Origin of the sequence: Vibrio sp. Y42_MX_L11 (assembly GCF_024181785.1) — a bacterium.
Classification (GTDB): domain Bacteria; phylum Pseudomonadota; class Gammaproteobacteria; order Enterobacterales; family Vibrionaceae; genus Vibrio; species Vibrio diabolicus.
Genome location: NZ_JAMZAP010000008.1, coordinates 69,915 through 95,211 on the forward strand (window position 1 = coordinate 69,915; position 25,297 = coordinate 95,211).

The 25,297-nt window shown below is 44.9% G+C and carries 20 protein-coding genes; 12 read left to right on the forward strand and 8 right to left on the reverse strand.

Going from position 1 to position 25,297, the window contains the following annotated elements; all coding sequences use genetic code 11:
* Positions 1–41: 41 nt before the first annotated feature.
* The 3 genes from tatA to tatC all read left to right on the forward strand — a co-directional run bounded on the left by tatA (position 42) and on the right by tatC (position 1,510).
* Positions 42–287 carry a Sec-independent protein translocase subunit TatA gene (gene tatA / locus NL643_RS10305; RefSeq protein WP_005382958.1) on the forward strand — a complete coding sequence of 82 codons (246 nt, stop codon included), beginning with the start codon at positions 42–44 and terminating at the stop codon, positions 285–287.
* A gap of 3 nt (positions 288–290) precedes the next feature.
* Positions 291–689 (forward strand): Sec-independent protein translocase protein TatB, encoded by a 399-nt coding sequence (gene tatB, locus NL643_RS10310; protein ID WP_033905892.1) that lies wholly within the window; start codon positions 291–293, stop codon positions 687–689.
* Between the two features lie 68 nt (positions 690–757).
* Complete coding sequence (gene tatC, locus NL643_RS10315) at positions 758–1,510, forward strand: twin-arginine translocase subunit TatC (RefSeq protein WP_033905893.1); 753 nt, start codon at positions 758–760, stop codon at positions 1,508–1,510.
* Between the two features lie 458 nt (positions 1,511–1,968).
* On the opposite strand, the gene NL643_RS10320 is transcribed toward tatC, so the two are convergent.
* Positions 1,969–2,730 (reverse strand): TatD family hydrolase, encoded by a 762-nt coding sequence (locus tag NL643_RS10320; protein WP_033905897.1) that lies wholly within the window; start codon positions 2,728–2,730, stop codon positions 1,969–1,971.
* Between the two features lie 184 nt (positions 2,731–2,914).
* Here NL643_RS10320 and hemB point away from each other — a divergent pair, with 184 nt between their 5' ends.
* The 3 genes from hemB (at position 2,915) to polA (ending at position 7,944) form a co-directional block, all read left to right on the forward strand.
* Positions 2,915–3,976 (forward strand): porphobilinogen synthase, encoded by a 1,062-nt coding sequence (gene hemB / locus NL643_RS10325; protein ID WP_031777176.1) that lies wholly within the window; start codon positions 2,915–2,917, stop codon positions 3,974–3,976.
* Between the two features lie 127 nt (positions 3,977–4,103).
* Positions 4,104–4,538: a GNAT family N-acetyltransferase gene (locus NL643_RS10330; RefSeq protein ID WP_005379245.1), complete on the forward strand. Its 435-nt coding sequence runs from the start codon at positions 4,104–4,106 to the stop codon at positions 4,536–4,538.
* Between the two features lie 619 nt (positions 4,539–5,157).
* Positions 5,158–7,944: a DNA polymerase I gene (gene polA, locus NL643_RS10335; protein WP_005379246.1), complete on the forward strand. Its 2,787-nt coding sequence runs from the start codon at positions 5,158–5,160 to the stop codon at positions 7,942–7,944.
* A gap of 747 nt (positions 7,945–8,691) precedes the next feature.
* On the opposite strand, the gene yihA is transcribed toward polA, so the two are convergent.
* Positions 8,692–9,351 (reverse strand): ribosome biogenesis GTP-binding protein YihA/YsxC, encoded by a 660-nt coding sequence (gene yihA, locus NL643_RS10340; protein WP_017635019.1) that lies wholly within the window; start codon positions 9,349–9,351, stop codon positions 8,692–8,694.
* 159 nt (positions 9,352–9,510) lie between these two features.
* Here yihA and NL643_RS10345 point away from each other — a divergent pair, with 159 nt between their 5' ends.
* From NL643_RS10345 to hemN, 5 genes are all read left to right on the forward strand, one after another.
* Positions 9,511–10,128, forward strand: a complete 618-nt coding sequence (locus NL643_RS10345) for a cytochrome c (RefSeq protein ID WP_005379248.1) — start codon at positions 9,511–9,513, stop codon at positions 10,126–10,128.
* 837 nt (positions 10,129–10,965) lie between these two features.
* Positions 10,966–11,604 carry a class I SAM-dependent methyltransferase gene (locus tag NL643_RS10350; protein WP_005379250.1) on the forward strand — a complete coding sequence of 213 codons (639 nt, stop codon included), beginning with the start codon at positions 10,966–10,968 and terminating at the stop codon, positions 11,602–11,604.
* Positions 11,604–12,146 (forward strand): Der GTPase-activating protein YihI, encoded by a 543-nt coding sequence (gene yihI, locus NL643_RS10355; RefSeq protein WP_005379252.1) that lies wholly within the window; start codon positions 11,604–11,606, stop codon positions 12,144–12,146. The genes NL643_RS10350 and yihI overlap by 1 nt, the downstream gene beginning before the upstream one ends.
* Before the next feature lie 7 nt (positions 12,147–12,153).
* Complete coding sequence (locus NL643_RS10360) at positions 12,154–12,642, forward strand: DUF2489 domain-containing protein (RefSeq protein WP_005379254.1); 489 nt, start codon at positions 12,154–12,156, stop codon at positions 12,640–12,642.
* A 184-nt stretch (positions 12,643–12,826) separates the two neighbouring features.
* Positions 12,827–14,218, forward strand: coding sequence for an oxygen-independent coproporphyrinogen III oxidase (gene hemN / locus NL643_RS10365; RefSeq protein ID WP_033905898.1), 1,392 nt, complete (start codon positions 12,827–12,829; stop codon positions 14,216–14,218).
* A 69-nt stretch (positions 14,219–14,287) separates the two neighbouring features.
* Here hemN and add read toward each other — a convergent pair whose 3' ends face one another.
* The 6 genes from add to glnA all read right to left on the reverse strand — a co-directional run bounded on the left by add (position 14,288) and on the right by glnA (position 22,915).
* Positions 14,288–15,292 carry an adenosine deaminase gene (gene add / locus NL643_RS10370; RefSeq protein WP_033905900.1) on the reverse strand — a complete coding sequence of 335 codons (1,005 nt, stop codon included), beginning with the start codon at positions 15,290–15,292 and terminating at the stop codon, positions 14,288–14,290.
* 147 nt (positions 15,293–15,439) lie between these two features.
* Entirely contained in the window at positions 15,440–17,986 is a 2,547-nt protein-coding gene (locus NL643_RS10375) for an EAL domain-containing protein (RefSeq protein WP_064376870.1), read from the reverse strand.
* Between the two features lie 102 nt (positions 17,987–18,088).
* Positions 18,089–19,492 carry a nitrogen regulation protein NR(I) gene (glnG, locus tag NL643_RS10380; RefSeq protein ID WP_017821941.1) on the reverse strand — a complete coding sequence of 468 codons (1,404 nt, stop codon included), beginning with the start codon at positions 19,490–19,492 and terminating at the stop codon, positions 18,089–18,091.
* Between the two features lie 57 nt (positions 19,493–19,549).
* Complete coding sequence (glnL, locus tag NL643_RS10385; RefSeq protein ID WP_017821940.1) at positions 19,550–20,596, reverse strand: nitrogen regulation protein NR(II); 1,047 nt, start codon at positions 20,594–20,596, stop codon at positions 19,550–19,552.
* A 132-nt stretch (positions 20,597–20,728) separates the two neighbouring features.
* Positions 20,729–21,310, reverse strand: a complete 582-nt coding sequence (locus NL643_RS10390) for a DUF4124 domain-containing protein (RefSeq protein ID WP_042522597.1) — start codon at positions 21,308–21,310, stop codon at positions 20,729–20,731.
* 195 nt (positions 21,311–21,505) lie between these two features.
* Complete coding sequence (gene glnA / locus NL643_RS10395; protein ID WP_005379275.1) at positions 21,506–22,915, reverse strand: glutamate--ammonia ligase; 1,410 nt, start codon at positions 22,913–22,915, stop codon at positions 21,506–21,508.
* Between the two features lie 530 nt (positions 22,916–23,445).
* Between glnA and typA the strand changes: the two genes are divergently transcribed.
* Positions 23,446–25,275 carry a translational GTPase TypA gene (gene typA / locus NL643_RS10400; protein ID WP_005379276.1) on the forward strand — a complete coding sequence of 610 codons (1,830 nt, stop codon included), beginning with the start codon at positions 23,446–23,448 and terminating at the stop codon, positions 25,273–25,275.
* The last annotated feature ends 22 nt before the right edge of the window (positions 25,276–25,297 follow it).

Below are 25,297 nucleotides of genomic sequence, written 5' to 3' on the forward strand. Positions count from 1 at the left end.
TTGAAATATTTTTGTTTGTTTAAAGACCCGAGGTAAAGAGAATGGGTGGTATCAGTGTTTGGCAACTTCTAATCATTGCTGTAATTGTTGTATTGCTATTCGGAACAAAGAAACTACGCGGTATCGGTGGCGATCTGGGTGGTGCCGTTAAGGGCTTCAAAAAAGCGATGAGCGAAGATGAACCTGCGAAAAATGACAAAGACGCAGACTTCGAACCAAAAAGTCTAGAAGAGCAGCAGAAAAAAGAAGCTGCTCCTGAAACGAAAAAAGACAAAGAGCAGGCGTAAAACGTGTTTGATATCGGTTTTTGGGAACTGGTATTAATATCTGTTGTTGGTCTGGTCGTTCTTGGGCCGGAGCGTTTGCCTCATGCTATTCGCAGCGTGTCTCGCTTTATCGGTGCCGCTAAGAGTATGGCAAATAGCGTCAAAGACGAATTGTCACACGAGCTGAAAGTCCAAGAGCTGCAAGAAAACTTGCGCAAAGCAGAACAAATGGGGATGGATGATTTGTCCCCTGAGTTGAAATCTTCAGTTGAAGAGTTGAAGAAGGCAGCGCAATCTGTAAATCGTCCTTACGCAAAGAACACCGATTCAGAGGCTGAGCCTGTAAAAACAGAGCCAGCAGCAGAAAAGGTAGAGAAAGCGCAAGAGAGCAAGGTTACAGCGGCAGATAAGAAAGCCGAATAGTCTCATTAGGAGGAGCTACTAGTGATTGGTAGCTCCTTTTTGATCTGGTTTTTAATAAGAGGTTTGCCATGTCTACCGTCGAGCAGACACAACCTTTAATTAGTCATTTGTTGGAGCTTCGCAACCGACTACTGCGCTCAATCCTCGCAGTGTTGGTCGTGTTTGTCGGACTAATTTATTTCTCTAACCACATTTACGAGTTTGTTTCCGCACCTTTAGTAGAACGTCTACCTGAAGGCGCGACCATGATTGCTACGGATGTAGCATCACCTTTTTTTACGCCACTTAAGCTGACGTTAATTGCTTCGGTATTTATTGCGGTGCCGTTTATCTTGTATCAAGTGTGGGCATTTGTAGCGCCAGGTTTGTACAAGCATGAACGTCGATTGATCATGCCACTGCTGTTCTCTAGTTCGCTATTGTTCTACTGTGGAGTGGCATTTGCCTACTTCGTGGTATTTCCATTGGTGTTTGGCTTCTTTACCGCCATCTCTCTTGGTGGAGTAGAGTTTGCAACTGATATCTCGAGTTATCTCGACTTTGTGCTGGCGCTATTTATGGCGTTTGGTATCGCATTTGAGGTGCCTGTTGCGATTATTTTGTTGTGTTGGACTGGGGCCACTACACCAGAAGATTTAAGACAGAAACGTCCTTATATTATAGTGACTGCGTTTGTCGTAGGTATGGTGTTAACGCCACCAGACATGATCTCGCAAACCTTACTCGCTATTCCGATGTGTTTACTGTTTGAAGTCGGTTTGTTCTTCGCGCGTTTTTATACTCGTCGAAGCGAAGAAGTAGAAGCGGAAACCGAAGAATAAGGCTAATCTAGATGTGAAAAGCGGCTCAATTGAGCCGCTTTTTTTGCGGTTGGTTTTTTCTTGGGCTAATTACTTAACTTTCATGACGTAACCACATTTTGTGCATACGTATACTTCCTTGATGCCCAGCAGCTTTTGAAAAAAACTGCGCGGTACGCGTTGTAAGTAAGCACCATGTGTACACACTTCAACTTCCATATTCATGCTGTCTTACATTTGTGCTAATTAATGGGCGTAAATCAGTATAGAAAAATAATGTGTCGAGTTGTCGACAGTTTTGCAAAGCGGACGAAGTAAAGTGACGATATGAGAAGTAAGTAGAGTTGCTAGTTAATTATTATGTTTATCAATAATTTTGTATGGATTGTTCTACTATTTCAACGGGTTGAATCGTTCATTCAATAGTTTAGGTGATAAAAAAGCGACGTTGATTTCGTCGCTTTTTCAATTCTCGTGAATTAAATATTAAACAGCTTTTTGGCATTCTCAGTCGTTATGGCATCGATGGTTGCGATGTCGACATCACGCAAGTCGGCAACACGTTGTGCAACGAGAGAAGTGTAGGCTGGTTCATTACGTTTACCACGGTGTGGCACCGGCGCTAAATATGGACAGTCGGTTTCTAAAATGACCCACTGCATATCCAAATGTGGAATGACTTTATCCATCCCGCCATTCTTAAAGGTTGATACGCCACCCAAGCCTAAGTGGAAGCCTAGCTCATTGATTGCTTGTGCTTCTTCTAAGCTGCCTCCAAAACAGTGGAATACACCACGCAGACGACCATCTTGCTCTTGTCGTAGCAAAGTGAGTGTTTCTTCAATCGAATCACGAGTGTGGATAACGACCGGTAAATCCATCTCTTTTGCCCAGTTAAGTTGAGCTACGAACGCCATTTCTTGCTCAGCACGATAGGTTTTGTCCCAATACAGGTCGATACCGATTTCGCCCACCGCAATAAACTGGTGTTTCTCAAACCAGCCGCGGATGATCTCCAACGTTTGCTCAACGTTGTTATCCACATAGCAAGGGTGCAGCCCCATCATTGAGTGGCATACGTCAGGATATGCCGCTTCGGTTTTTAGCATGGGCTCAATTGAGTCCAGATCGATGTTTGGCAACAGGATTTTATTAATGCCTTGCGTTAAGGCGCGTTGTACTACTTCATCGCGGTCGTTATCAAATTCGCTAGCATAGATGTGCGCGTGGGTATCGATCATCGTTACTCTCTGTGCTTCATGGTTGGTTTCGTATTCGAAGTATACTTGAGTGTGAGTGCTGGGTCATTTTCAGTTTTTTTCATTACCTTTTTCCAGATTGTCACTCGCAACATGCATCAAGAGTGATATGATTTTGTTCACCAGATGATTTGATCATCATAACCGTCCAGACAAGGAGAAAATGGTGTCTGTATCAATTCAAGGTCCATTCCCTGCACGCCGTATGCGTCGTTTACGTAAGCACGATTTTAGTCGTCGTTTGATGGCTGAGAACCAACTTTCTGTTAATGATCTGATTTACCCAATGTTCATTCTTATGGGTAAAGATCGTCGTGAGAGCGTGGAGTCCATGCCGGGTGTAGAGCGTTTGTCGATTGATTTAATGCTAGAAGAAGCACAATACCTTGCAAATCTAGGCGTTCCAGCAATCGCGCTTTTCCCTGTCGTAAACCAAGACGCTAAAAGCTTATGTGCTACTGAAGCCTACAACCCAGAAGGTTTGGTTCAGCGAGCAGTACGAGCACTTAAAGAACACATTCCTCAAATTGGTGTAATCACAGACGTGGCACTCGACCCATTCACGACACATGGCCAAGACGGCATCATCGATGAAGATGGCTACGTAATGAATGATGAAACCACAGAAGTATTGGTTAAGCAGGCTTTGTCTCATGCAGAAGCGGGTGCTGACGTAGTCGCGCCTTCAGACATGATGGATGGCCGAATTGGTAAGATCCGCGAAGCATTAGAAAACGCGGGCTACATTCATACTCAAATCATGGCTTACTCGGCTAAGTACGCATCGAACTACTACGGACCATTCCGTGATGCGGTTGGCTCTTCTTCAAATCTAAAAGGCGGCAACAAGAAAAACTACCAAATGGACCCAGCAAACATTGATGAAGCGATTCACGAAGTGGCGCTAGACATCAATGAAGGTGCGGACATGGTGATGGTTAAACCTGGTATGCCATACTTAGATGTAGTTCGCCGAGTAAAAACTGAACTTCAAGTACCGACATTTGCTTATCAAGTCTCTGGCGAGTACGCGATGCATAAAGCGGCGATCATGAATGGCTGGCTCAAAGAGCGTGAAATTGTGATGGAATCACTATTGTGCTTCAAACGTGCAGGTGCAGATGGCATCTTAACGTACTTTGCGAAAGACGTTGCTGAGTGGTTGGCAGAAGAGAATGCACAAACTGCTCAACACCTAAATCGTACTCCGGAAGCGACAGAAGAGTAATTATCGCTCAGTGAGAAATACCAGACCAACAAGAGTTGTTCGTCTGTATATACCCAAGTAACCTCAGGCGGATTACAACAGTAACAATCCAAGGTGCTTGGGTATTTTTATTTTGGAGAAGAGAATAATGACAATGCTGATTCGTGAAGGCACATTGGAAGAAGCACTTCAAGTTGTGGCGCGTGTTACCGAGTTTTCGAAAGGAGAAACGGTAGACTCCATGACTCAACGTTTAGAAGAGAAAAACAGTTTAATCCTCGTTGCAGAAAAAAATGGCACGATTGTCGGCTTCAAAATAGGTTACGAATTAGAGGATGGTGTTTTCTATAGCTGGTTAGGTGGTGTTGTCCCTGAAGCTCGAAATGAAGGCGTGGCACAACTGCTTTTGGAAGCTCAAGAGGATTGGGTGGCAGAACAAGGCTACAACACATTAAAAGTGAAATCTCGAAACCAGTTTCCGGCTATGCTTCGCTTGTTGTTGAGAAATGGCTATATAATTGAAAAGTTTGAAGAAAAAGTAAATCTTCGAGAATCTCGAGTGCATTTCATTAAAGCAATGTGAAAATAAATGAGATTTTTTCTCATTTAACTGTTGACTACGAAATGAGAATCATTATTATTAAACCTGTCTTAGGGAATGAGGAAAGTTCACAAGGACGTTGAGTGACTTATTAACAGAAGTTAATTAACTGAAAGTTGAGAAGTGATGAAACATTTTTCCGAGAACTTGCACGAATTCTTTTTGACACGACATTGCTCACATTGCTTCCAGTGTAATTTATAGCTTCTTGGTTAAGCTGCTCTATTTACAGAATTTGCTTTACCACTTCTGCTAGGCGACCCCATTCGGGTCGCTTTTTTCTTTTCTACGATTTCTATTTGACGTCACTATTAATATCTTTTCCACATGCGATGATCATTTTAGGATCGTTGATCTTCTCGCCGTTATGCGAATTTGTTGTTATTAATCAATGGTTTGGGTTGGTGCTTTCTTGTGTTTTTTGTTATTGGATAACCAGTGGATAATTTCTATAAACAGAGTTATCCACAGGAGGTGGTGTTTTCGTGAATAAAGTCGGAAAAATTTACGCGACCTAGATCGAGCGAACAAGATAGATTCAGATCAGCAGTCATGGCATCCTAGGCAGATCTCTCAAGTACTGAATTGGATACAGACAATTATGGCAAGTATTCCTGAAAATCCGTTGATCCTTATCGACGGCTCTTCTTACCTATATCGCGCTTTTCACGCCTACCCGGGCACCATGAGCAATGGTGAAATTCCAACTAATGCCGTTTACGGCGTCGTGAACATGTTACGCAGCATGATGCGTCAGTTTGCGTCTGAGCGCATCGCGGTGGTTTTCGATGCAAAGGGAAAAACCTTTCGTGATGATATGTATGCAGAATACAAAGCGAATCGTCCGCCAATGCCGGATGACCTGCGTTGTCAAATTGAACCATTACACAATGTTATTCGTGCAATGGGTTTGCCGCTGATCTGTGTTCCTGGCGTCGAGGCGGATGACGTCATCGGTACGTTAGCATACCAAGCATCACAAAAGGGCATGCCTGTATTGATCAGTACTGGTGATAAAGACATGGCGCAGCTAGTGGATGATAACATTACCTTGATCAACACCATGACGAACGTCGTAATGGATCGTGAAGGTGTGGTTGAAAAGTTTGGCATTCCACCTGAATTGATCATCGACTACTTAGCACTGATGGGCGATAAAGTAGATAACATTCCTGGTGTACCGGGTGTCGGTGATAAAACAGCGACCGCACTACTGCAAGGTATTGGTGGCCTGACGAAGTTGTATGAAAACCTCGATGATATTGCAGGGCTTGGTTTCCGTGGTTCTAAAACCATGGCGAAAAAGCTCATCGACAACAAAGAAAATGCCATGCTTTCGTATGAGCTCGCGACCATCAAATTGGATGTTGAGCTTGAGGAAACGCCAGAATCATTGCTGAAAGCGGAACCAAATAAAGACGAATTAGTGAAGCTGTATGGCCAACTGACGTTTAAATCTTGGTTGAATGAACTACTTGAAGGCGGTTCTGGATCTGTGGAGGCCGTAGAGCTTGCAGGATCTTCACAAGCTTCTTCTTCTCAAGCCGAGATGGAAACTTCTGCGGTAACAATCGATCGCAGCCAATATGAAACAATTCTGGATAAAGAAACCTTCAATGCTTGGCTAGATAAACTTCAAACGGCTGAGCTGTTTGCATTTGATACGGAGACCGATAACCTAGATTACATGCTAGCGAATCTAGTTGGTTTGTCATTCGCTGTCGATGAAGGTATTGCGGCTTATGTGCCAGTTGCACATGACTATTTAGATGCGCCTGAACAGCTTGATCGTGATTGGGTACTAGAACAGCTGAAGCCAATTCTTGAAGATGCAGCGAAAGCAAAAGTCGGTCAAAACTTAAAGTATGATGCGTCTGTACTCGCTCGTTACGACATTGAGCTAAAAGGTATCAAGCACGACACGATGTTGGAATCGTATATCTACAACAGTGTCGGCGGTAAACACGATATGGACAGCTTGGCGCTTCGCTTCCTACAGCACAGCTGCATTTCTTTTGAGCAAATTGCAGGTAAAGGCAAAAATCAGCTTACGTTTAACCAAATCGAACTGGAACAAGCATCGCCATACGCGGCAGAAGATGCGGATGTGACCCTTCGTCTGCACAATCGCTTGTTTGCTAATATCGAGCAGGATGAAAGCCTGAAGACAGTTTACGAAGAGATTGAAATGCCGTTGGTGCCAGTTCTTTCGCGCATTGAACGCACTGGGGTCTTTATTGATGAAATGAAGCTGAGTGCGCAGTCGGTCGAGATTACCGCTCGCCTTGATGAGCTTGAAAAGAAAGCGTACGAAATTGCTGAGCAAGAGTTTAATATGAACTCGCCAAAGCAATTACAAGCCATCCTATTTGAAAAAATGGGTTTACCGGTTGTGAAGAAAACGCCATCAGGCACACCATCGACGAATGAAGAAGTTCTGCAAGAACTCGCGCTAGACTACCCGCTACCAAAACTGATTTTGGAATACCGTGGTTTGGCGAAGCTAAAATCAACTTACACCGACAAACTGCCGAAGATGATCAACCCATCGACGGGACGTGTGCATACTTCTTACCACCAAGCAGTGACTGCAACGGGTCGTCTATCTTCTACTGATCCGAACTTACAGAACATTCCAATTCGTAACGAAGCTGGCCGTCGTATTCGTCAAGCGTTTGTCGCGCCATCAGGGCATAAAATCTTAGCGGTCGACTACTCGCAAATCGAACTACGCATCATGGCGCACCTTTCTGGCGACCAAGCGTTGTTGGATGCATTCCGTGATGGCAAAGATATCCACGCGGCAACCGCAGCAGAAATCATGGGTGTTTCTATTGAAGACGTTTCAAGTGAGCAACGTCGTCGTGCGAAAGCGGTTAATTTCGGTCTTATTTACGGCATGAGTGCGTTTGGTTTGGCGAAGCAATTAGGCATTCCTCGTGGTGAGGCTCAAGCGTACATGGATACATACTTTGAACGTTACCCAGGCGTGATGCAGTACATGGAAGACACACGCAGCACGGCAGCAGATAAAGGGTATGTTGAAACGATTTTTGGTCGACGTTTGCATTTACCAGAAATCAAATCGCGCAACGGGATGCGTCGTAAAGCTGCTGAACGTGCGGCAATCAACGCACCAATGCAAGGTACGGCTGCGGACATCATTAAGAAAGCGATGCTGTTGGTTGATCAGTGGATTCAGGAAGAAGGCAATGGTCGTGTGAAGTTATTAATGCAAGTACACGATGAATTGGTCTTTGAAGTTGAAGAGTCATCATTGTCCGAAATTGAAAGTAAAGTACAGAAATTGATGGAATCTGCAGCAGAGCTAAAAGTACCGTTGGTTGCAGAAGCAGGTCATGGTGATAACTGGGATCAAGCTCATTAGTCATTTTTAGACCAAAATAACCAATTAATTATGAGCCAGCGCACAAACGCTGGCTTTTTTTTGAGATTAAAAAAGCTAGCGCAAAGTTAACTTTGATGTTGCTTAATAAAAGTTTCATGAAAAAAAACTACAAAAATTCTTTGCAATTCTGACCAATTGTTGTACATTAATACTCGTAGGGTACAGAGGTAAGATGTTCTATCTTTCAGACCTTTTGTTTCACGTTATTGGATTAGGCTGATTCAGCCGCCCCAGTCAGTTTTTGACTGGGGCGTTTTTTATTGGGCGAAAGAAAATTATTCTTTTGTATCAGTAGCTTAAAGTAAGCCTTCAAAAACCTTCTTTTTTGACCTTTCTAAGTCACTGCAAAATCTCGATTTTTCCTTCAAATTTATTGCGTTATTCATCCTGTAAATTTACGCCAGTCACACTATTATTTTTTCTTGAAAGAAACTAAGTTACATCTTTTTGAAGATTTGCTTGGCTTAACTGTCTGAATTGTAACGCTATTGGGTGTTTTTGGAGTGAATGTTTGGTGATACACAGGAAACAAGAGCGCTTTTTAACCTATTGAAATCGAATCTCAGTTCAGCAATGCTTCGTCACATAACAATAATTACCAATTTTTCTCTCCCGTTATCCCTGCCAGGAAGGCGGGGATTTTTATTGCCTGTTATTTAGTTCAGATAAACAAAAGCCCCACCAAATGGCAGGGCCGTGTCGAAGAAATTTAACAAATATTGTTAATTATTCTTCATCGCTCGCTGGTATCTCTTGTTCGTCTTCTTCTATCAGGTGTGCTAGTGCTGGTGCAAACCAGGTATCCAGTTTTGCACGTAGCTGATCGACACCTAATCCTTTCAGTGAAGAGAACACATCAACAGAAACGTCACCACCGAAAGTTTCTACTTGCTTACGAACTTTCAGTAGAGTTTGTTTGCGTGCACCACTTTTTAGTTTATCTGCTTTGGTTAGCAAAACTTGCACAGGAATGTGGCTATCGATGGCCCAGAAAATCATTTGTTGGTCGAGATCTTTCATTGGATGACGAATGTCCATTAGAACCACTAAGCCTTTTAGGCACTCGCGTTTCTGTAGGTATTCACCCAAAGATTTCTGCCATTTGTTTTTCATCTCTACCGGTACTTGAGCAAAACCGTATCCAGGTAGATCGACAATGTGACAACCTTCTTCTACTTTGAAAAGGTTGATTAATTGCGTACGACCAGGTGTCTTTGATGTCTTGGCTAAGCTTTTTTGATTAGTTAGACGGTTAAGTGCACTCGATTTACCAGCGTTTGAGCGTCCTGCAAACGCAATTTCGACACCTTCGTCTTCCGGCAGGTGACGAATATCGGGTGCGCTGGTGATGAAATGCGTATTTTGGTAATGAATTTTTACGCTCACTGTTAACTCCATCTCGACTTTGTGTAGTCGATTGATTACTTTTTTGTGAAAATGTGTAAAATAACCGTGCTCGGCATAAGGTCGCCTATTGTACCATGAGTGTACGCGGTATGTTCACATTCCGTGGTACTGGAAGCTTGATAATTATAATGGAATGTCATGAAGAAATTAGCGCTAATTTTGAGTCTTTTAGCCAGTTGCTCAGTATGGGCCCAAGGTAATATTGAGGCTGGTAAAGCAAAATCACAAACCTGTGTCGCCTGTCACGGAGCAGATGGCAACAGTGCAATAACAACGTACCCGAAACTCGCAGGCCAACACGCTAAGTATCTTGAGAAGCAGTTAAAAGAACTTAAGCTAGGCATGACAAGTGGTGGTAAACAAGGTCGTTACGATCCTGTAATGAGTGGTATGGCAATGCCACTGAGCGATGAAGATATCGCAGACCTATCTGCTTACTACGCTTCGCTACCAGTTTCAGAAAACTCAACACCTGAAGATGTAGTAGCAAAAGGCAAAACGCTTTATACCGCTGGTGATGCCGAGCGTGGCCTAACCGCATGTATTGCATGTCATGGTCCTCGTGGCAATGGTACTGAGCTTTCAGGTTTCCCGAAAATTTCTGGTCAGCATGCTGACTACATCAAAGCTCAGCTAGAAAAATTCCGTGATGGCGACCGTGGTAATGATATGAATGCCATGATGCGCGACATCGCGAAGAAAATGACAGACGAAGATATCGAAGTGCTGTCTAAATACGTTGGCGGTCTGCACTAATATACCTAAATCGCTCAAGATCCTGCATCTTGAGCTGGTTGGGTAGATGTCCCTACATCGTTCGAGCAACTTGTACAAAAATGCCCTAGTGAATCCACTAGGGCATTTTTGTTCGTGACAGATATCACAGTCGAGTTTGGATGCGAAAGCGATAGTTGGCTCGGCAGTTTGTGAGACATTTGCCATACTTGATGTTGGCTTTTTCTTGTTAGTGTTTTTAAGTTTTTGATTAAATGATAATTTTGATTTTTTAGAAAAATAGGCGGATTTTTTTTCAACCCATTACTTGTGAGCATAACGGGATGGCGTAAAGTAGAAGTCGTTCACAGGGGGTGAATGTAAGGATTTAAGACTACGGTTTAGGTCTCCAAGGATGTAGCTCGGATGCTTGGTGATTTAGAAAGGGATTTAGATAGGTAGGGAGCCTATCAGATAAGGATGGTCATCTCGTCTGACGGTTAAGACAGTGAAACGGATCAGGCACAGGAAGTTGCTCAGTAGACAGGAAGTAAACGGATAGCCAAAACTCATCAGGAAGATGAAAAACAACTCTTTTTGGCAGGGAAAGCTCTAAAAACAAAGGGATCATTGGTGCACCAAATGTGTGCAACACAGTTTCGCCAATTGATGGCACTTAGAAAGCGACAGTCTGACTGTCGCTTTTTTTATATCCGTTGACTTGCTCAGCCGTAACTTGAATTGAGATTACTGCACTTATTTAGCTTTATAGGTTGTAAACAAAGTTTTTTAACAAAAATTGCTGAAAAAATACTCAACAACACTCCAATCCGAGTTCACTTTCTGGTATGTTTCGCATCCCTGTTTGAGGAAGTCAGCATGCATACCTGTCCTTTATGCCAAAATCAGCGCACTCACCATTATTTTGAAGATAAGCGTCGTGAATATCTTCAATGTGAGCAGTGCAGCTTGGTATTCGTAAATCCAGACCAACGTTTGGATGCGGAAAGCGAAAAAGCTCACTATGATTTGCATGAGAACAACCCCGATGATTTGGGTTACCGACGCTTTTTGTCGCGTATTGCTGACCCGATCACAGAGCGAATTTCTCCACAATCAAATGGTATCGACTTTGGTTGTGGTCCTGGCCCAACGCTCTCCTTGATGCTGGAAGAGGCGGGGCACAACATGGCGTTGTACGATCTCTACTACCACCCTGATACGTCGGTTTTAGAAAAAACGTACGACTTCATGACAGCAACAGAGGTGATAGAGCACCTCTACCACCCAGATTTGGTGTGGAAGCAATGGTTGAATTTAGTTAAGCCAGGGGGCTGGATAGGCCTGATGACGAAAATGGTCATCGACGTGGAGGCTTTCAAATCATGGCATTATAAGAACGATCTCACTCACGTAGTGTTCTTTAGTCGTGACACGTTCCAGTTCCTAGCAGAGCGGGATAAGCTCGAACTCGAATTTATTGGTAATGATGTAATTTTACTGAGGAAACCCCAGTAATGAGCCGTAGTAAAAAATCTAGAAAACCGGGTGCCGCTGGTGCACCTGAGTTTGTTGTAACTCGTAACCGTACAGAATCTGATGTGGAAGGCCGCTTACGCAAGCGTGCTAAAAAGCGTAAAGGTCTGAAAACGGGTAACCGTAACTCAGAAGTTAACGAGCAGAAAAAGCAAGCTGCTGCACAAAATCGCGACCCGCGCTTAGGCAGCAAAAAGAAAATACCTCTGATTGTTGAACCTGCGAAGAAAATGACGAAGCAAGAGCGTCGTTTGTCGGCAGAGCAAGAACTAGAGATGCTAGAAAATGACGCGCAATTGAACGTGTTGCTAGACCGTATTGAAGCGGGTGAAAACCTGGGCACAGGTCTACAGAAATTCGTCGATGAGAAACTCGATCGCATTGAGAAGCTAATGGACCAACTAGGTTTGTTGGAACCTGAAGAAGAGGAAGACTTCACTGCACCTGCTGAGAAAAGCACGCGCAACGATGATGACTTGCTGGCAGATTTCGACGACATTAATTTCGACGACTATAAAGGATAATTAAGCTATGAATGTAACCTTATTAGCTATTGCTGGTGTTGTGATTATCATCGCACTCGCTTCTTATGCAGGTTACCTTCTGCTTCAATTGAAAAAGCAAAAGGAATTGCAGCTGAAGCATCAAAAATTGGCGATAGACAAACGTAACGCCAACATTTTTGAGAATGTGCATACCTTGTGTCAGGCGGGCATTCAAGGGCAGTGCGATTTATCTGAAATCAGTATCCGTGTGTATAACATCATGGATTATGTACAAGGTGAAGACCGCGTTGATTTCGATAAAACGTACCCTGCGATTTCTGAGCTTTACCACATAGTGAAAGATATGGCGCGTGGCGAAGAACGCCAACAACTTGCCAAGAAAGAGCGTATGCAACAGAACTTGACGCGTCATAAAGCGGAAAGCCGCCTCACTGATGCGATTATTGAGGAGCTCAAAGTGTTGCAGAAAAACGTCCAGCCACTGAATAATCAAATCAATATTCAGATGATTTAAGCGCGACCCCCAATAGTCTCCTTATGGCTAATGGGGGTATCGTGATCACGCTAGCACTTCTTTAGTTTTATACTTAAAAAGCCAGTCGGCGTTGCCACGCTTGTCATCGTCGTATGGCAAAATAGCGGCTCTGAATATCGGGTGACGGCTTTCGTTGCCCTAGCATTTAACGGAAAGTACCACCATGTCGAATCAACACACTGAATCGAAACAGCAAATAGTCTGGGATCAAGCGGTATTGGATAAGTACAACTATTCCGGGCCTCGTTATACGTCGTACCCAACGGCGCTGGAGTTTCATGAAGCGTTCACCATTTCTGATTATGATATGGCATGCACTCAATACCCAGAACGCCCATTATCGCTGTACGTACACATTCCGTTCTGTCACAAGCTTTGTTACTACTGTGGATGTAATAAAGTCATTACGCGCCACTCGCACAAAGCGGATGAATACCTCGACGTGCTTGAACACGAAATTCGTCAACGTGCTGCATTACTTGTTGGTCGCACCGTGACGCAATTGCATTTTGGTGGTGGTACACCGACGTTTCTCTCTGAAAAGCAAATCACGCGTGTAATGAGCCTGCTACGCCAAGAGTTTACTTTTAGTAGCGATGCTGAAATCAGTATCGAGGTTGACCCGCGTGAAATCGAGCTGATCATGCTGGATCATCTGCGTAGTGAAGGCTTCAATCGCTTGAGCATCGGTGTTCAGGACTTCAACAAAGAAGTGCAAAAACTGGTGAATCGTGAGCAAGATGAAGAGTTCATCGTTGCGATGGTTGCGCGCGCAAAAGAGTTAGGCTTTCGTTCGACGAACCTAGATTTGATTTACGGTTTACCGAAGCAGACCAAAGAATCTTTTGCCAAGACTCTAGAACAAGTGCTAGAGATGCAGCCGGGCCGTCTATCCGTGTTTAACTACGCGCACATGCCACAGCTATTTGCAGCGCAGCGTAAGATTAAAGACGAAGACCTGCCAAAGGCAGAAGAGAAGATGGCGATTCTGCAAGACACCATCGCGACACTGACCGGTGCTGGCTACCAATTTATCGGTATGGACCACTTTGCTTTGCCGGACGATGAACTTGCTGTTGCCCAGCGCGAAGGTATTTTGCATCGCAATTTCCAAGGCTACACCACACAAGGTGAATGTGACTTGGTTGGCTTTGGTGTTTCTGCAATCTCGATGATCGGCGATGCGTACGCGCAAAACCAGAAAGAGCTGAAGAAATACTACGCTCAAGTCAACGAACTTCGTCACGCTCTATGGAAAGGGGTCTCTCTGGACTCCGATGATTTGCTCCGTCGCGAAGTGATTAAGCAGCTGATTTGTAACTTCAAGTTAGACAAGAAAGCCATTGAGTCTGAGTTTAAAGTGAGGTTTGAACAGTACTTTAAAGAAGATTTGCAGCTACTTCAGACCTTTATTAACGATGAGCTGGTGGAAGTGGATGATAATGAAATTCGTGTGACGCTGCGAGGTCGTTTGTTGATCCGTAATATTTGTATGAGCTTCGATAAATACCTACGAGCAAAGGCACGTCAGCAACAGTTCTCTCGTGTTATTTAATCAGAGATACAGATTCAAGATATAAAAAATGCCAGCAGATGCTGGCATTTTTTTATGTTTTCGCTGGATTTAAGCGCGATCTTTTACTTTTTCTCTCAGTTCCGATTTTTCTGCTTCTGAAAGGAACGCAATCTCAAGGCCATTGATTTGCGCTTGGCGAATCTGGTCTTGGCTCAGGCCAGCGGCTGGTGCCGCTACTTCGTATTCGTATGGCAGTTCGATGCCTTCAACCGCTGGATCGTCAGTGTTCAAACACGCAAGAACGCCATGCTCTAGGAACTGCTTGAGAGGGTGGTTTTCTAGCGTTTCTACCGTACTTGTTTGGTAGTTTGACGTCAGGCAAGATTCAATACCAATGCGGTTTTCTGTTAGGTAATCCATCAGTTTTGGATCGTGAATCGCTTTTACGCCGTGACCGATACGAGTTGCGCCCAGCTCATTGATTGCTTGCCACATGCTCTCTGCACCTGCTGCTTCACCAGCATGGACCGTTACCCCAAGGCCAGCATCGCGTACTTGCTTGAAGTGAGACACAAAGCGATCACCCGGTTGGCCTAGCTCGTCACCCGCAAGGTCAACGGCAACGATGTGATCTTTCTGGCTCAGAATGCCGTCCAGTTCTTGTTGACATGCGTCAGTACCAAATGTACGACTCATGATACCGATCAGGTTGGCTTTCACGCCAAAATCGCGCATACCCGCTTGCACACCGTCCACGACGGCTTCAACAACCCCCGCTACTGGCAGTTTGTGTTTCATCGCCATGTAGTAAGGAGAGAAACGCAGCTCAGCGTAATCGATTTGTGCATTTAGCGCGTCTTCTACGTTTTCGTACGCGACACGACGACACGCATCTAGGTCGCCCAGTACCGCAACACCCCAGTCGAGCTTAGAAAGGAAAGCAACAAGAGAGGGTTCCGCTTCGACAATTTGAACGTGAGGAGTGAGAGACTCAATATCGTACGCTGGTAGGGCAATGCCAAACTTTTGGCCTAGCTCAAGAATCGTTTTAGTACGAATGTTACCGTCGAGGTGACGGTGCAAATCAGTAAGAGGAAGGTTCTTCGTTATCATTTTGTCGATCCGGATAGTTATGAACTGGAACAGGGCCCAAACATCATCTGTGACAATACATGGGTAAGATTTGCAGTTAAGTATAAATAACAGTTGGGTAGATTGTCAGTAGAGGATGACTAGGAAATCAACGATTCTCGCTCTTTTCTACTTCATGTTCACCAAATGTGTTGGCCATTCTTCTAGTGGCATAGGGCGGCTGTAGTAGAAGCCTTGCACCTGATTACAGCCTAAAGAGCGCAGTAATTGTGCTTGATTGCTATCCTCGACACCTTCCGCGACGACATTAGTTTTGAGACCTGCTGTGATATTGATGACGGCAGCGACGACTGAACTGTTTAAGTTTTCTTGTGTGAGTTGATTAATGAAGGTGCGATCAATCTTCAAGCAGGTAAACGGCAGAGAGTGGAGGTAACCCAGTGATGAGTAGCCGGTGCCAAAGTCATCTATCGCGATACCAATACCCATTTCACGCAGTTTAGTCATATTTTCTAGTGTGGTCGGTGCGCTATCAATGATACGTGATTCTGTGATCTCTAGTGTGAGGTTACTTGCTGGTAATTTCGTGATATCCAATACGCTTGTCACCGTATCAACAAAACTTGGGCAAGATAGTTGATTAACGGAGATATTCACATGCAGTTGGAAGTCCGACGGCCACTGTTTGCTTTCGATCGCTTGGTAAGTGTCGCGACAAGCTTGTAACAGAATCTGTTGGCCGATGGCTTTGATCATGCCGCTTTCTTCCGCGATTGGGATAAAATCTAATGGTGACACCATACCTGAGTCGCTATGCCAACGCGCAAGTGCTTCGGCGCCACACACTGTGCCACTGTCGAGATCCACAATCGGTTGGTAATGAGGAATAAACTCTCGGTTTTCAATGCCAGTTTGGATCTTGGTCAGCATTTGTGTACGAAACTTTGAAGCGCTCGCTAGTTCTGGGCTGTAGTGACAAACACCAGTCAGTGAGTCTTGTTTGGCGTAACTTAATGCGATGCTGGCGTTGCGTAACCATAAAGGCATGGTTTCGTTTGGCTGGGTTTGTACAATACCAAGTGAAATCTTCATCACTACATTCTCGCCTTCCACCATAAATGGGGTGGAAAAGAGTTGCTGTAATCGACGCTCGGTTTGTTTAATTTTGGTTTCCGTGTCGACATTTGAGAGAAACACCGCGAATTCGTCACCACCAATCCGAGCCAATAATGCGTTGTCACGAAACTGCTGTTTTAACCTTTTAGCGATGCTGACCAACAACTGGTCGCCGTTGTGATGACCCACACTGTCGTTGATATCTCTAAATTTGTTGATGCCAAGTAAAAATAAACTGCCGTGACAAAGATGAGACTGATTTTCACAGATTTCGACCAAACCCTGACGACTATATAAGCGTGTCAGAGAGTCATAAACCAACTGTTCACGCAATGCTTTGAATGACGCTCTTAGATTGTTCGCCATTTCATTAAAAGCATGGACCAGTACGGTTGTCTCATACACATAACCAGGCTTTGGCATGCCGCTATCCCAATCCCCATTTGCCAGGTGCTGAGCGGCGGCGGCCGTCGCGTTAATTGGTCTGGTAACTCGGTTGAAAATGATCCAACTGATGGCGATACCAAATAGGCTTACAATAATGCCAACGAGCCAGCTCTCTTGCTGGCTTTTTGGTAACAGGCCGAGAAGCTCAGACTCCGAAATGGAGGTGCCGATAAACCATGTTAAGCCGTCTTGGTCTCGATACGGGGTTAGCCGACTGAAAATACGTTGGCCATCATGTTCAAATGAAAAAGTATAAGGTTGCTTGGTGTTGTTGAGATCGAAAGACCGGACTCGGCTCGCACTGATTTTGATGATCGGGTCTGCGTTTTCAGCGGCAAGCAAACGCTGCCCTTTATCCGAAAATTTTGTGCCCCATGAGATGACGCTTCCCGGGCCTGAGTGAGCGATTAAACGATGATCTGGGTCCATGATGTAGACCGACGCTTTAGTGTTGTATTTTAACTCGCGCAGGAATTCGTTGAATGTATTGATACGAATGTCTGTCACCAAAACACCAGCAAATTGGTCGTGTTTGTACACCGGCGTCATGGCTGATAGCGTAATATCCTGGCGTTCATCAGCGTTGGTATAAATTTCAGACCAAGTGGCGTTTTGGCTCTCTGCAACGGGCTTATACCATGGGCGAGTGCGAGGATCGTATTGGGAGATAACCGTTCGAATGTTGTTACTCACATGGTTGGTTCCATAAATAACCAGATCACCATCGGTGTGGCGATCTTGCACCATTAAGGTGTAATCGTCGGAAAGTTCGCGGCGAAAGCCTGCAAAGTCGCCGTTTTCTGAACCAAATGCGATTACATCCAACTGCGGTATCGATTGGTAAAGATTTTTGAATGCACTTAGCAGGTAGTTTTGAATGTCTGAGGTATCGTGAGGGCGATAAAGGTTGTGATAGCTGACGTTGTGCGCGAGAGCCATAACCGCAGTAAAAGGCTTACGTAGATAGCTATTGAGGTGGTCGTGGACACTTTCGGTTAACACGGAAAGTTGCTTGTCACTGATATCCGTGACCACTTCTTCGTAACTTTGTTTTTGGACGTAGACAATGACACCGATCGCCAGTAAGAAGATCATGACAAATGGAATCAGAACAGCAGTACGCAGTGTAATTTGAGTCGTAGCAGTAGACATCGCCTAATCACATAGATGGTGGTGCGCCACAATTGTACTGATGTTTTTATTAATATCGAGTGACAAACGACGCTCGTTGTTAACACACCACGTAAGTGATTGTCAGTACAATTCTTTTAATTTTCTGGTGAGTGTATTTCGCCCCCAGCCTAATACTTTAGCGGCATCTTGCTTATGACCTTTAGTGTGCTCTAAGGCTGCTTCTAATAAAATGCGTTCAAATTCTGGTAAAGCGTAAGAAAGTAGTTCTTTATCTCCTGCTGCGAGTGAATGCCGTGCCCAATCCGCCAATTGTTCTTGCCAACTACCATGTGCAGAGTCTGAAATGGATTTTTTCTCTTCGAGTAGTTCGCTTGGCAAGTCATTTGGTAACACTTCGCTACCACTGGCCATAACGGTTAACCAACGGCAAATATTCTCTAATTGACGAACGTTGCCAGGCCAATCAAGGCGGTTAAGAATCTCCACGGTCGATGGGTGGAGAGTTTTTGTTTCCACACCAAGCTCATCAGCCGCACGGATAAGAAAATGCTGTGTAAGCTTTTCAATGTCTTGCTTACGCTCACGCAGTGCCGGGATCTGCACGCGAATCACGTTTAAGCGATGAAAGAGGTCCTCACGGAAGTCACCTTCTTGCACCAGCTTTTCTAAGTTCTGGTGTGTTGCCGCGACAATTCGTACATCGACACTGATCGGAGAGTGACCGCCCACTCGATAAAACTGCCCGTCAGCTAGAACGCGTAGCAAACGAGTTTGAATGTCCAATGGCATGTCGCCGATTTCGTCTAAAAATAGAGTGCCGCCATTGGCTTGTTCGAATCGTCCTTGACGAACATTGTTTGCCCCCGTAAACGCGCCTTTTTCGTGGCCAAACAGTTCTGATTCAATCAAGTCTTTGGGAATTGCCGCCATATTGAGCGCAATGAAAGGTTTGTTAGCACGTGGACTGTGACGGTGCAGTGCATGAGCAACGAGTTCTTTACCCGTGCCCGATTCACCGTTAATCAAGACTGAAATAGAGGAGCGAGAAAGACGACCAATGGCGCGAAACACCTCTTGCATCGCTGGTGCTTCACCGATAATTTCAGGCGTTTCTGCTGGAATGTCTTCTGGAGAGAGCTGCTCGCGTTTGTTTTCGTGGCTGTGTGCAATGGCTCGTTCAACCAGAGTTAAAGTTTCATCAATATCAAAAGGTTTTGGTAAATATTCAAAAGCACCTTTTTGGTACGCATTCACTGCCGCATCTAAATCTGAATGCGCGGTCATGATAATCACGGGAAGGTCTGGGTAATCGCGCTGTACTTGCTTTAGTAGCTCCAACCCATCAATACCTGGCATGCGAATGTCTGATACTAGAACATCCGGCACTTCGCGTTCGAGCGCCATTAACACGCTTTCTCCATCGGCATAGGTTTCACATTTGATGTTGGCAGAGGAGAGTGTTTTCTCCATTACCCAGCGAATTGAACTGTCGTCATCAACGACCCAAACATATCCTTTACTCATGTAGTAATCCTTGCAGCAAACCGAAAAACTGACGCGACTTGAAGTCCATTAGCGCACTCAGATCGGCAGATAAATAGTAAATGTTGTGTGACCAGGCCAGCTTTCTACGTCTATTTTTCCATTGTGCTGGTCGATCAAATTTTGCGAAATAGATAGCCCTAATCCAGTTCCTCCCTCGCGGCCACTGACCATGGGATAGAACAGCGTGTCTTGTAGTTCCGGTGGAATACCTGGGCCGTTGTCTGTGATTTCGACACGAGCAGCGAGTTTACAGCGTTTGCCGTGAATATTGGCTTGATGCACCGTTCTGGTGCGAATGGTTATTTTCCCGTGCTCTTGATGGCTAAGAATTTGTGCGGCGTTGCTGACGATATTAAGCATTGCCTGCTCGATTTGGTCTGTATCCATCAAAATCTCTGGCAAGCTTGGGTCATAATCTCGTTCAATGATGATTGAGCGTTGTGACTCTAATTCAACCAGTTGGCGAACCTTTTCAAGAATTTGGTGCAGATTCTCTTGTGTCTTCTTACCTGGCTTTTGCGGTCCTAGTAATCGATCCACGAGCGCCCTTAAACGGTCTGCTTGCTCAATGATGATGTGTGTATATTCGGTGAGAGAGGGCTCTGGCAGCATTTTTTCTAGCAATTGCGCCGCACCGCGTAAGCCGCCAAGCGGATTTTTAATCTCATGTGCAAGCCCTCGGACTAACAGCTTCGCTGCTTGTTGTTGGGCGTGTTGGTTCAGTTCTTGAGAGAGTCGGCGCTGCTGATCAATTTTGCGCATCTCGACCAGAAGCATCAACTGCTTTTGCCAAGTGATAGGGCTAACCGTCACCTCTAGCATTAAAGGGCGGCCATCAACAACGAAAGTGACGTCACTGTCGGTGATGCTTTGGCCACTTTGCAACGGTTGAGTGAGCAGCGCGAGATCCAGCGACGCATGCTGAATCAATTGAGAAAGTGATTGTTCAATAATTCGTTTGGCGCTTTGAGAAAACAGCAATTCGGCAGCCGGATTGGCATAACGGATGGCCAATCCATCATCAAGAATCAGCGTTGCTGTCACCATATTGTTGAGAATGGCACTAGGAAGACTGGTATCCACATTACGTCCTTGTTTTGCTTTAAGATTGTGCGATGCACAATAATGGTGCAATTGAACGTTAAGTATGGCGAATAAATCTTAGAAGAAAAAGTGAAAAGCATCGCTGTGATGTGATTTTTTTCACCAGATATTCTATTTTGCCCCTTTTACGGTCGGCTTAACACTTGCTCTATGTAAATGCACCGTTATAGGGCTAGTAGATGCAATAAGCTTGCCGCTTCTTTTCGCGTGCACAGCAAGTGTGTGAGTGCCTCGGTCAATATTGTTTAACTGCCACACTATATGGTTTTGTGGTGCACCATAAGGTTTTCCATCGAGTAACAATTGCAATTGCTCACCGATACCAAGCTTGCGATTGGTTTCTAATTGAATATTGATGATGCCTCGATTGCTGCGGATGGTCTCGTTGTGCTTGGGAGTCAGCATCGAGAGTTGTAATGGGAGAGGCTGATCGGTTGTTTTCTCTGGCTTGTTTTGTGATGCAGTAGATGGCGTAGTCTGAGGTGCGAGCGATTCAGTACTTTCTACCTCAGGAGCTGGTGCGCTGGCTTCAAGGTTTGGCAGTGCGATCGCTTTTGCTCCTTTGTTTGGCGTATCACTAAAGTGAACCACGCCATTTTCATCTACCCACGTATACGCGACCTGCGCGAAGGCGATAGAGGCGATTAACAATCCGCTGAGTGCACACAGTGATGGAATAAGCTGAACTTTCATTGCTCACCTTCTCTTGTTCGATGATTTCACGTTTCAATGGCTTAGCTCTTTGACCTGTAAGGAAAAATTCTAAGCGTATTTTTATTATCCCCTCATGTTAAACGTCGAAGCTTGAGTGGCGAATACAAAAAAGGCCCGCCTGCGAGGCGAGCCTAATATTTTATTGCTGTGTTTACATTTTACACAGTGTCGACCTTACACAGAGTAGTAAAGTTCGAACTCAACAGGGTGAGTTGTCATGTTCACACGCTCTACGTCCTGAGACTTAAGGTCGATGTATGAATCGATGAAGTCGTCAGAGAATACGCCGCCCGCTGTTAAGAACTCACGATCAGCATCTAGCTCTGCTAGCGCGTCTTTTAGTGAGTATGCAACAGTTGGGATTTCTGCTGCTTCTTCAGCTGGAAGATCGTAAAGGTCTTTATCCATCGCTTCGCCTGGGTGGATCTTATTCTTGATACCGTCAAGACCAGCCATAAGCATTGCTGCGAAACATAGGTATGGGTTCGCCGCTGGGTCACCGAAACGAACTTCGATACGACGTGCTTTCGGGCTTGGTACCACTGGGATACGGATTGAAGCAGAGCGGTTACGCGCTGAGTAAGCTAGCATTACTGGTGCTTCGAAGCCTGGTACAAGGCGTTTGTACGAGTTTGTTGATGGGTTAGCGAATGCGTTGATTGCACGAGCGTGTTTGATGATACCACCGATGTAGTAAAGCGCCATTTCAGATAGACCGCCGTACTTGTCACCAGCAAATAGGTTTACGCCATCTTTTGCTAGAGACTGGTGAACGTGCATACCGCTGCCGTTGTCGCCAACAAGTGGTTTAGGCATAAACGTCGCTGTTTTACCAAACGCGTGAGCAACGTTGTGTACAACGTACTTGTAGATTTGGATTTCGTCAGCTTTGGTTGTTAGCGTGTTGAAACGAGTTGCGATTTCGTTTTGACCCGCCGTTGCCACTTCGTGGTGGTGCGCTTCAACAACAAGACCCATTTCTTCCATTACTAGACACATAGCAGAACGGATGTCTTGAGATGAATCTACTGGAGCTACTGGGAAGTAACCACCTTTAACGCCTGGACGGTGACCTTTGTTACCTTCTTCGTAGTCAGAACCTGTGTTCCATGCCGCTTCTACGTCGTCGATTTTGAAGAAAGAGCCTGACATGTCTGTCGAGAACTTCACGTCATCAAATAGGAAGAATTCTGGCTCAGGACCGATAAGTACAGTATCTGCAACACCTGTAGAACGCATGAAGTCTTCAGCGCGTTTTGCGATAGAGCGTGGGTCACGGTCGTAGCCTTGCATTGTTGCAGGCTCTAAGATGTCACAACGGATATTTAGTGTTGCGTCTTCCGTGAATGGGTCAAGCACAGCAGAAGATGCGTCAGGCATCATTACCATGTCTGATTCGTTGATACCTTTCCAGCCAGCAACTGATGAACCATCGAACATTTTACCTTCTTCGAAGAAGTCTGCGTCGATTTGGTGAGCAGGGATCGAAATGTGCTGCTCTTTACCTTTTGTATCAGTGAAGCGTAGGTCAACAAACTTAACTTCGTTTTCTTGGATCAGCGATAGAACGTTTTCTACTGACATCTTGGATAACCTCCAGTGTTAATAAGCGGTAAAAGCTCGATTTATGAATTATTCATGAAACCTGGCATTGATTAATCAATTTGACTTTTCATTAATCGATGCTGTTTTAACTAAAGCCAAAACCGTGCCAAAAAAAATATTCCATTAATTTCAAGCAATTGTGTTTTTGAATGCTAGTTTGGTGCACTTGCTTGCACCAAAATGATCTTTGCTTGCACTATTATGGTGCCAAAAATCATTATTGCACCATAATGTGACAGGTACATTGCGTATTCAGCCCAGTTTTTGAGCAAGAGTCAATTTGAATTATGCATCGATTAGAATAAAGTTGCGTTTAATCAATTCGTTCTGAGGAAGAAAATGGGCATTAAGCGTAAAAATCGCAGAAATGCTCGGGAGTAGATCACATATTTCTAGGCTTTTTGCTAAAATCTGGTACATTATGGCCGTTTTTTTAATCAGCAAATGTCGCCAGAGAGCACCCGTTCTCAGCGTGGGGGCATTTCATCTATCTAAGTGAATCAATATCCATGGCTACTCCACAGATTGATAAATTAAGAAATATCGCGATCATCGCGCACGTTGACCACGGTAAAACCACGTTGGTTGACAAGCTGCTACAACAATCAGGCACGCTTGAGTCTCGCGGTGAAGCTGAAGAGCGAGTCATGGACTCGAACGACATCGAGAAAGAGCGCGGTATTACCATTCTTGCTAAAAACACAGCAATCGACTGGAACGATTACCGTATCAACATCGTAGATACTCCGGGACACGCGGACTTCGGTGGTGAAGTTGAGCGTATCATGTCGATGGTAGACTCTGTACTACTTATCGTTGACGCTGTTGATGGTCCAATGCCTCAAACGCGTTTCGTAACACAAAAAGCGTTTGCTCACGGTCTAAAACCAATCGTTGTAATCAACAAGATTGACCGCCCTGGTGCACGTCCTGATTGGGTTATGGACCAAGTGTTCGATCTATTCGACAACCTAGGTGCAACTGATGACCAGCTAGACTTTAAAGTAGTTTACGCATCAGCACTTAACGGTTGGGCTTCTCTAGAAGAAGGCGAAACTGGCGAGAACATGGAACCATTATTCCAAACTATCGTTGATGTTGTTGACGCGCCAAATGTTGACCTTGATGGTCCACTACAGATGCAAGTTTCTCAGCTAGACTACAGCTCTTACGTTGGTGTTATCGGCGTGGCTCGCGTAACTCGTGGTAGCGTTAAACCAAACCAGCAGGTAACCATTATTGGTGCTGACGGTAAAACTCGCAACGGTAAAGTGGGTACAGTAATGGGCTACCTTGGCCTAGAGCGTCACGAAGTGGAACAAGCTAACGCGGGTGATATCATCGCAATCACTGGTCTTGGCGAGCTGAAAATTTCTGACACTATCTGTGCACAAAACGCAGTAGAAGCATTACCACCATTGTCTGTTGATGAACCAACAGTAACGATGACGTTCCAAGTAAACACGTCTCCATTCGCGGGTAAAGAAGGTAAGTTCGTAACGTCACGTAACATCCTTGAGCGTCTTGAGAAGGAACTGGTACACAACGTTGCACTACGCGTTGAGCAAACAGACGATCCAGATAAATTCCGCGTGTCAGGTCGTGGTGAACTTCACCTTTCTATCCTGATCGAAAACATGCGTCGTGAAGGCTTCGAGCTAGCAGTATCTCGTCCAGAAGTAATCATCAAAGAAGAAGATGGTCAGTTGATGGAACCGTTCGAAACGGTAACTATCGACGTAATGGAAGAGCACCAAGGCGGCATCATGGAGAACATCGGCCTACGTAAAGGTGAGCTGAAAGACATGTCTCCAGACGGTAAAGGTCGTGTGCGTATGGACTTCGTTATGCCATCACGTGGTCTGATCGGTTTCCAAACGGAATTCATGACACTGACTTCAGGTTCAGGTCTTCTTTACCATACGTTTGATCACTACGGCCCTCACAAAGGCGGTAACATCGGTCAACGTGTAAACGGTGTACTAATCGCGAACGCGATGGGTAAAGCGCTAACTAACGCACTGTTCAACCTTCAAGAGCGTGGTCGTCTATTTATCGGTCACGGTGTTGAAGTTTACGAAGGTATGGTTATCGGTATTCACAGCCGTGACAACGACCTAACGGTAAACGCACTGAAAGGTAAGCAGCTAACCAACGTTCGTGCATCTGGTACAGATGACGCACAGGTTCTTACTCCGCCTATCAAGATGACTCTTGAGCAAGCACTAGAATTCATCGATGACGACGAGCTAGTAGAAGTAACGCCTGAAAGCATCCGTATCCGTAAGAAGTTCCTAACGGAAAGCGACCGTAAGCGTGCTTCTCGTGGCGCGAAATAATTTTCGTTAAGCGATTCAATTA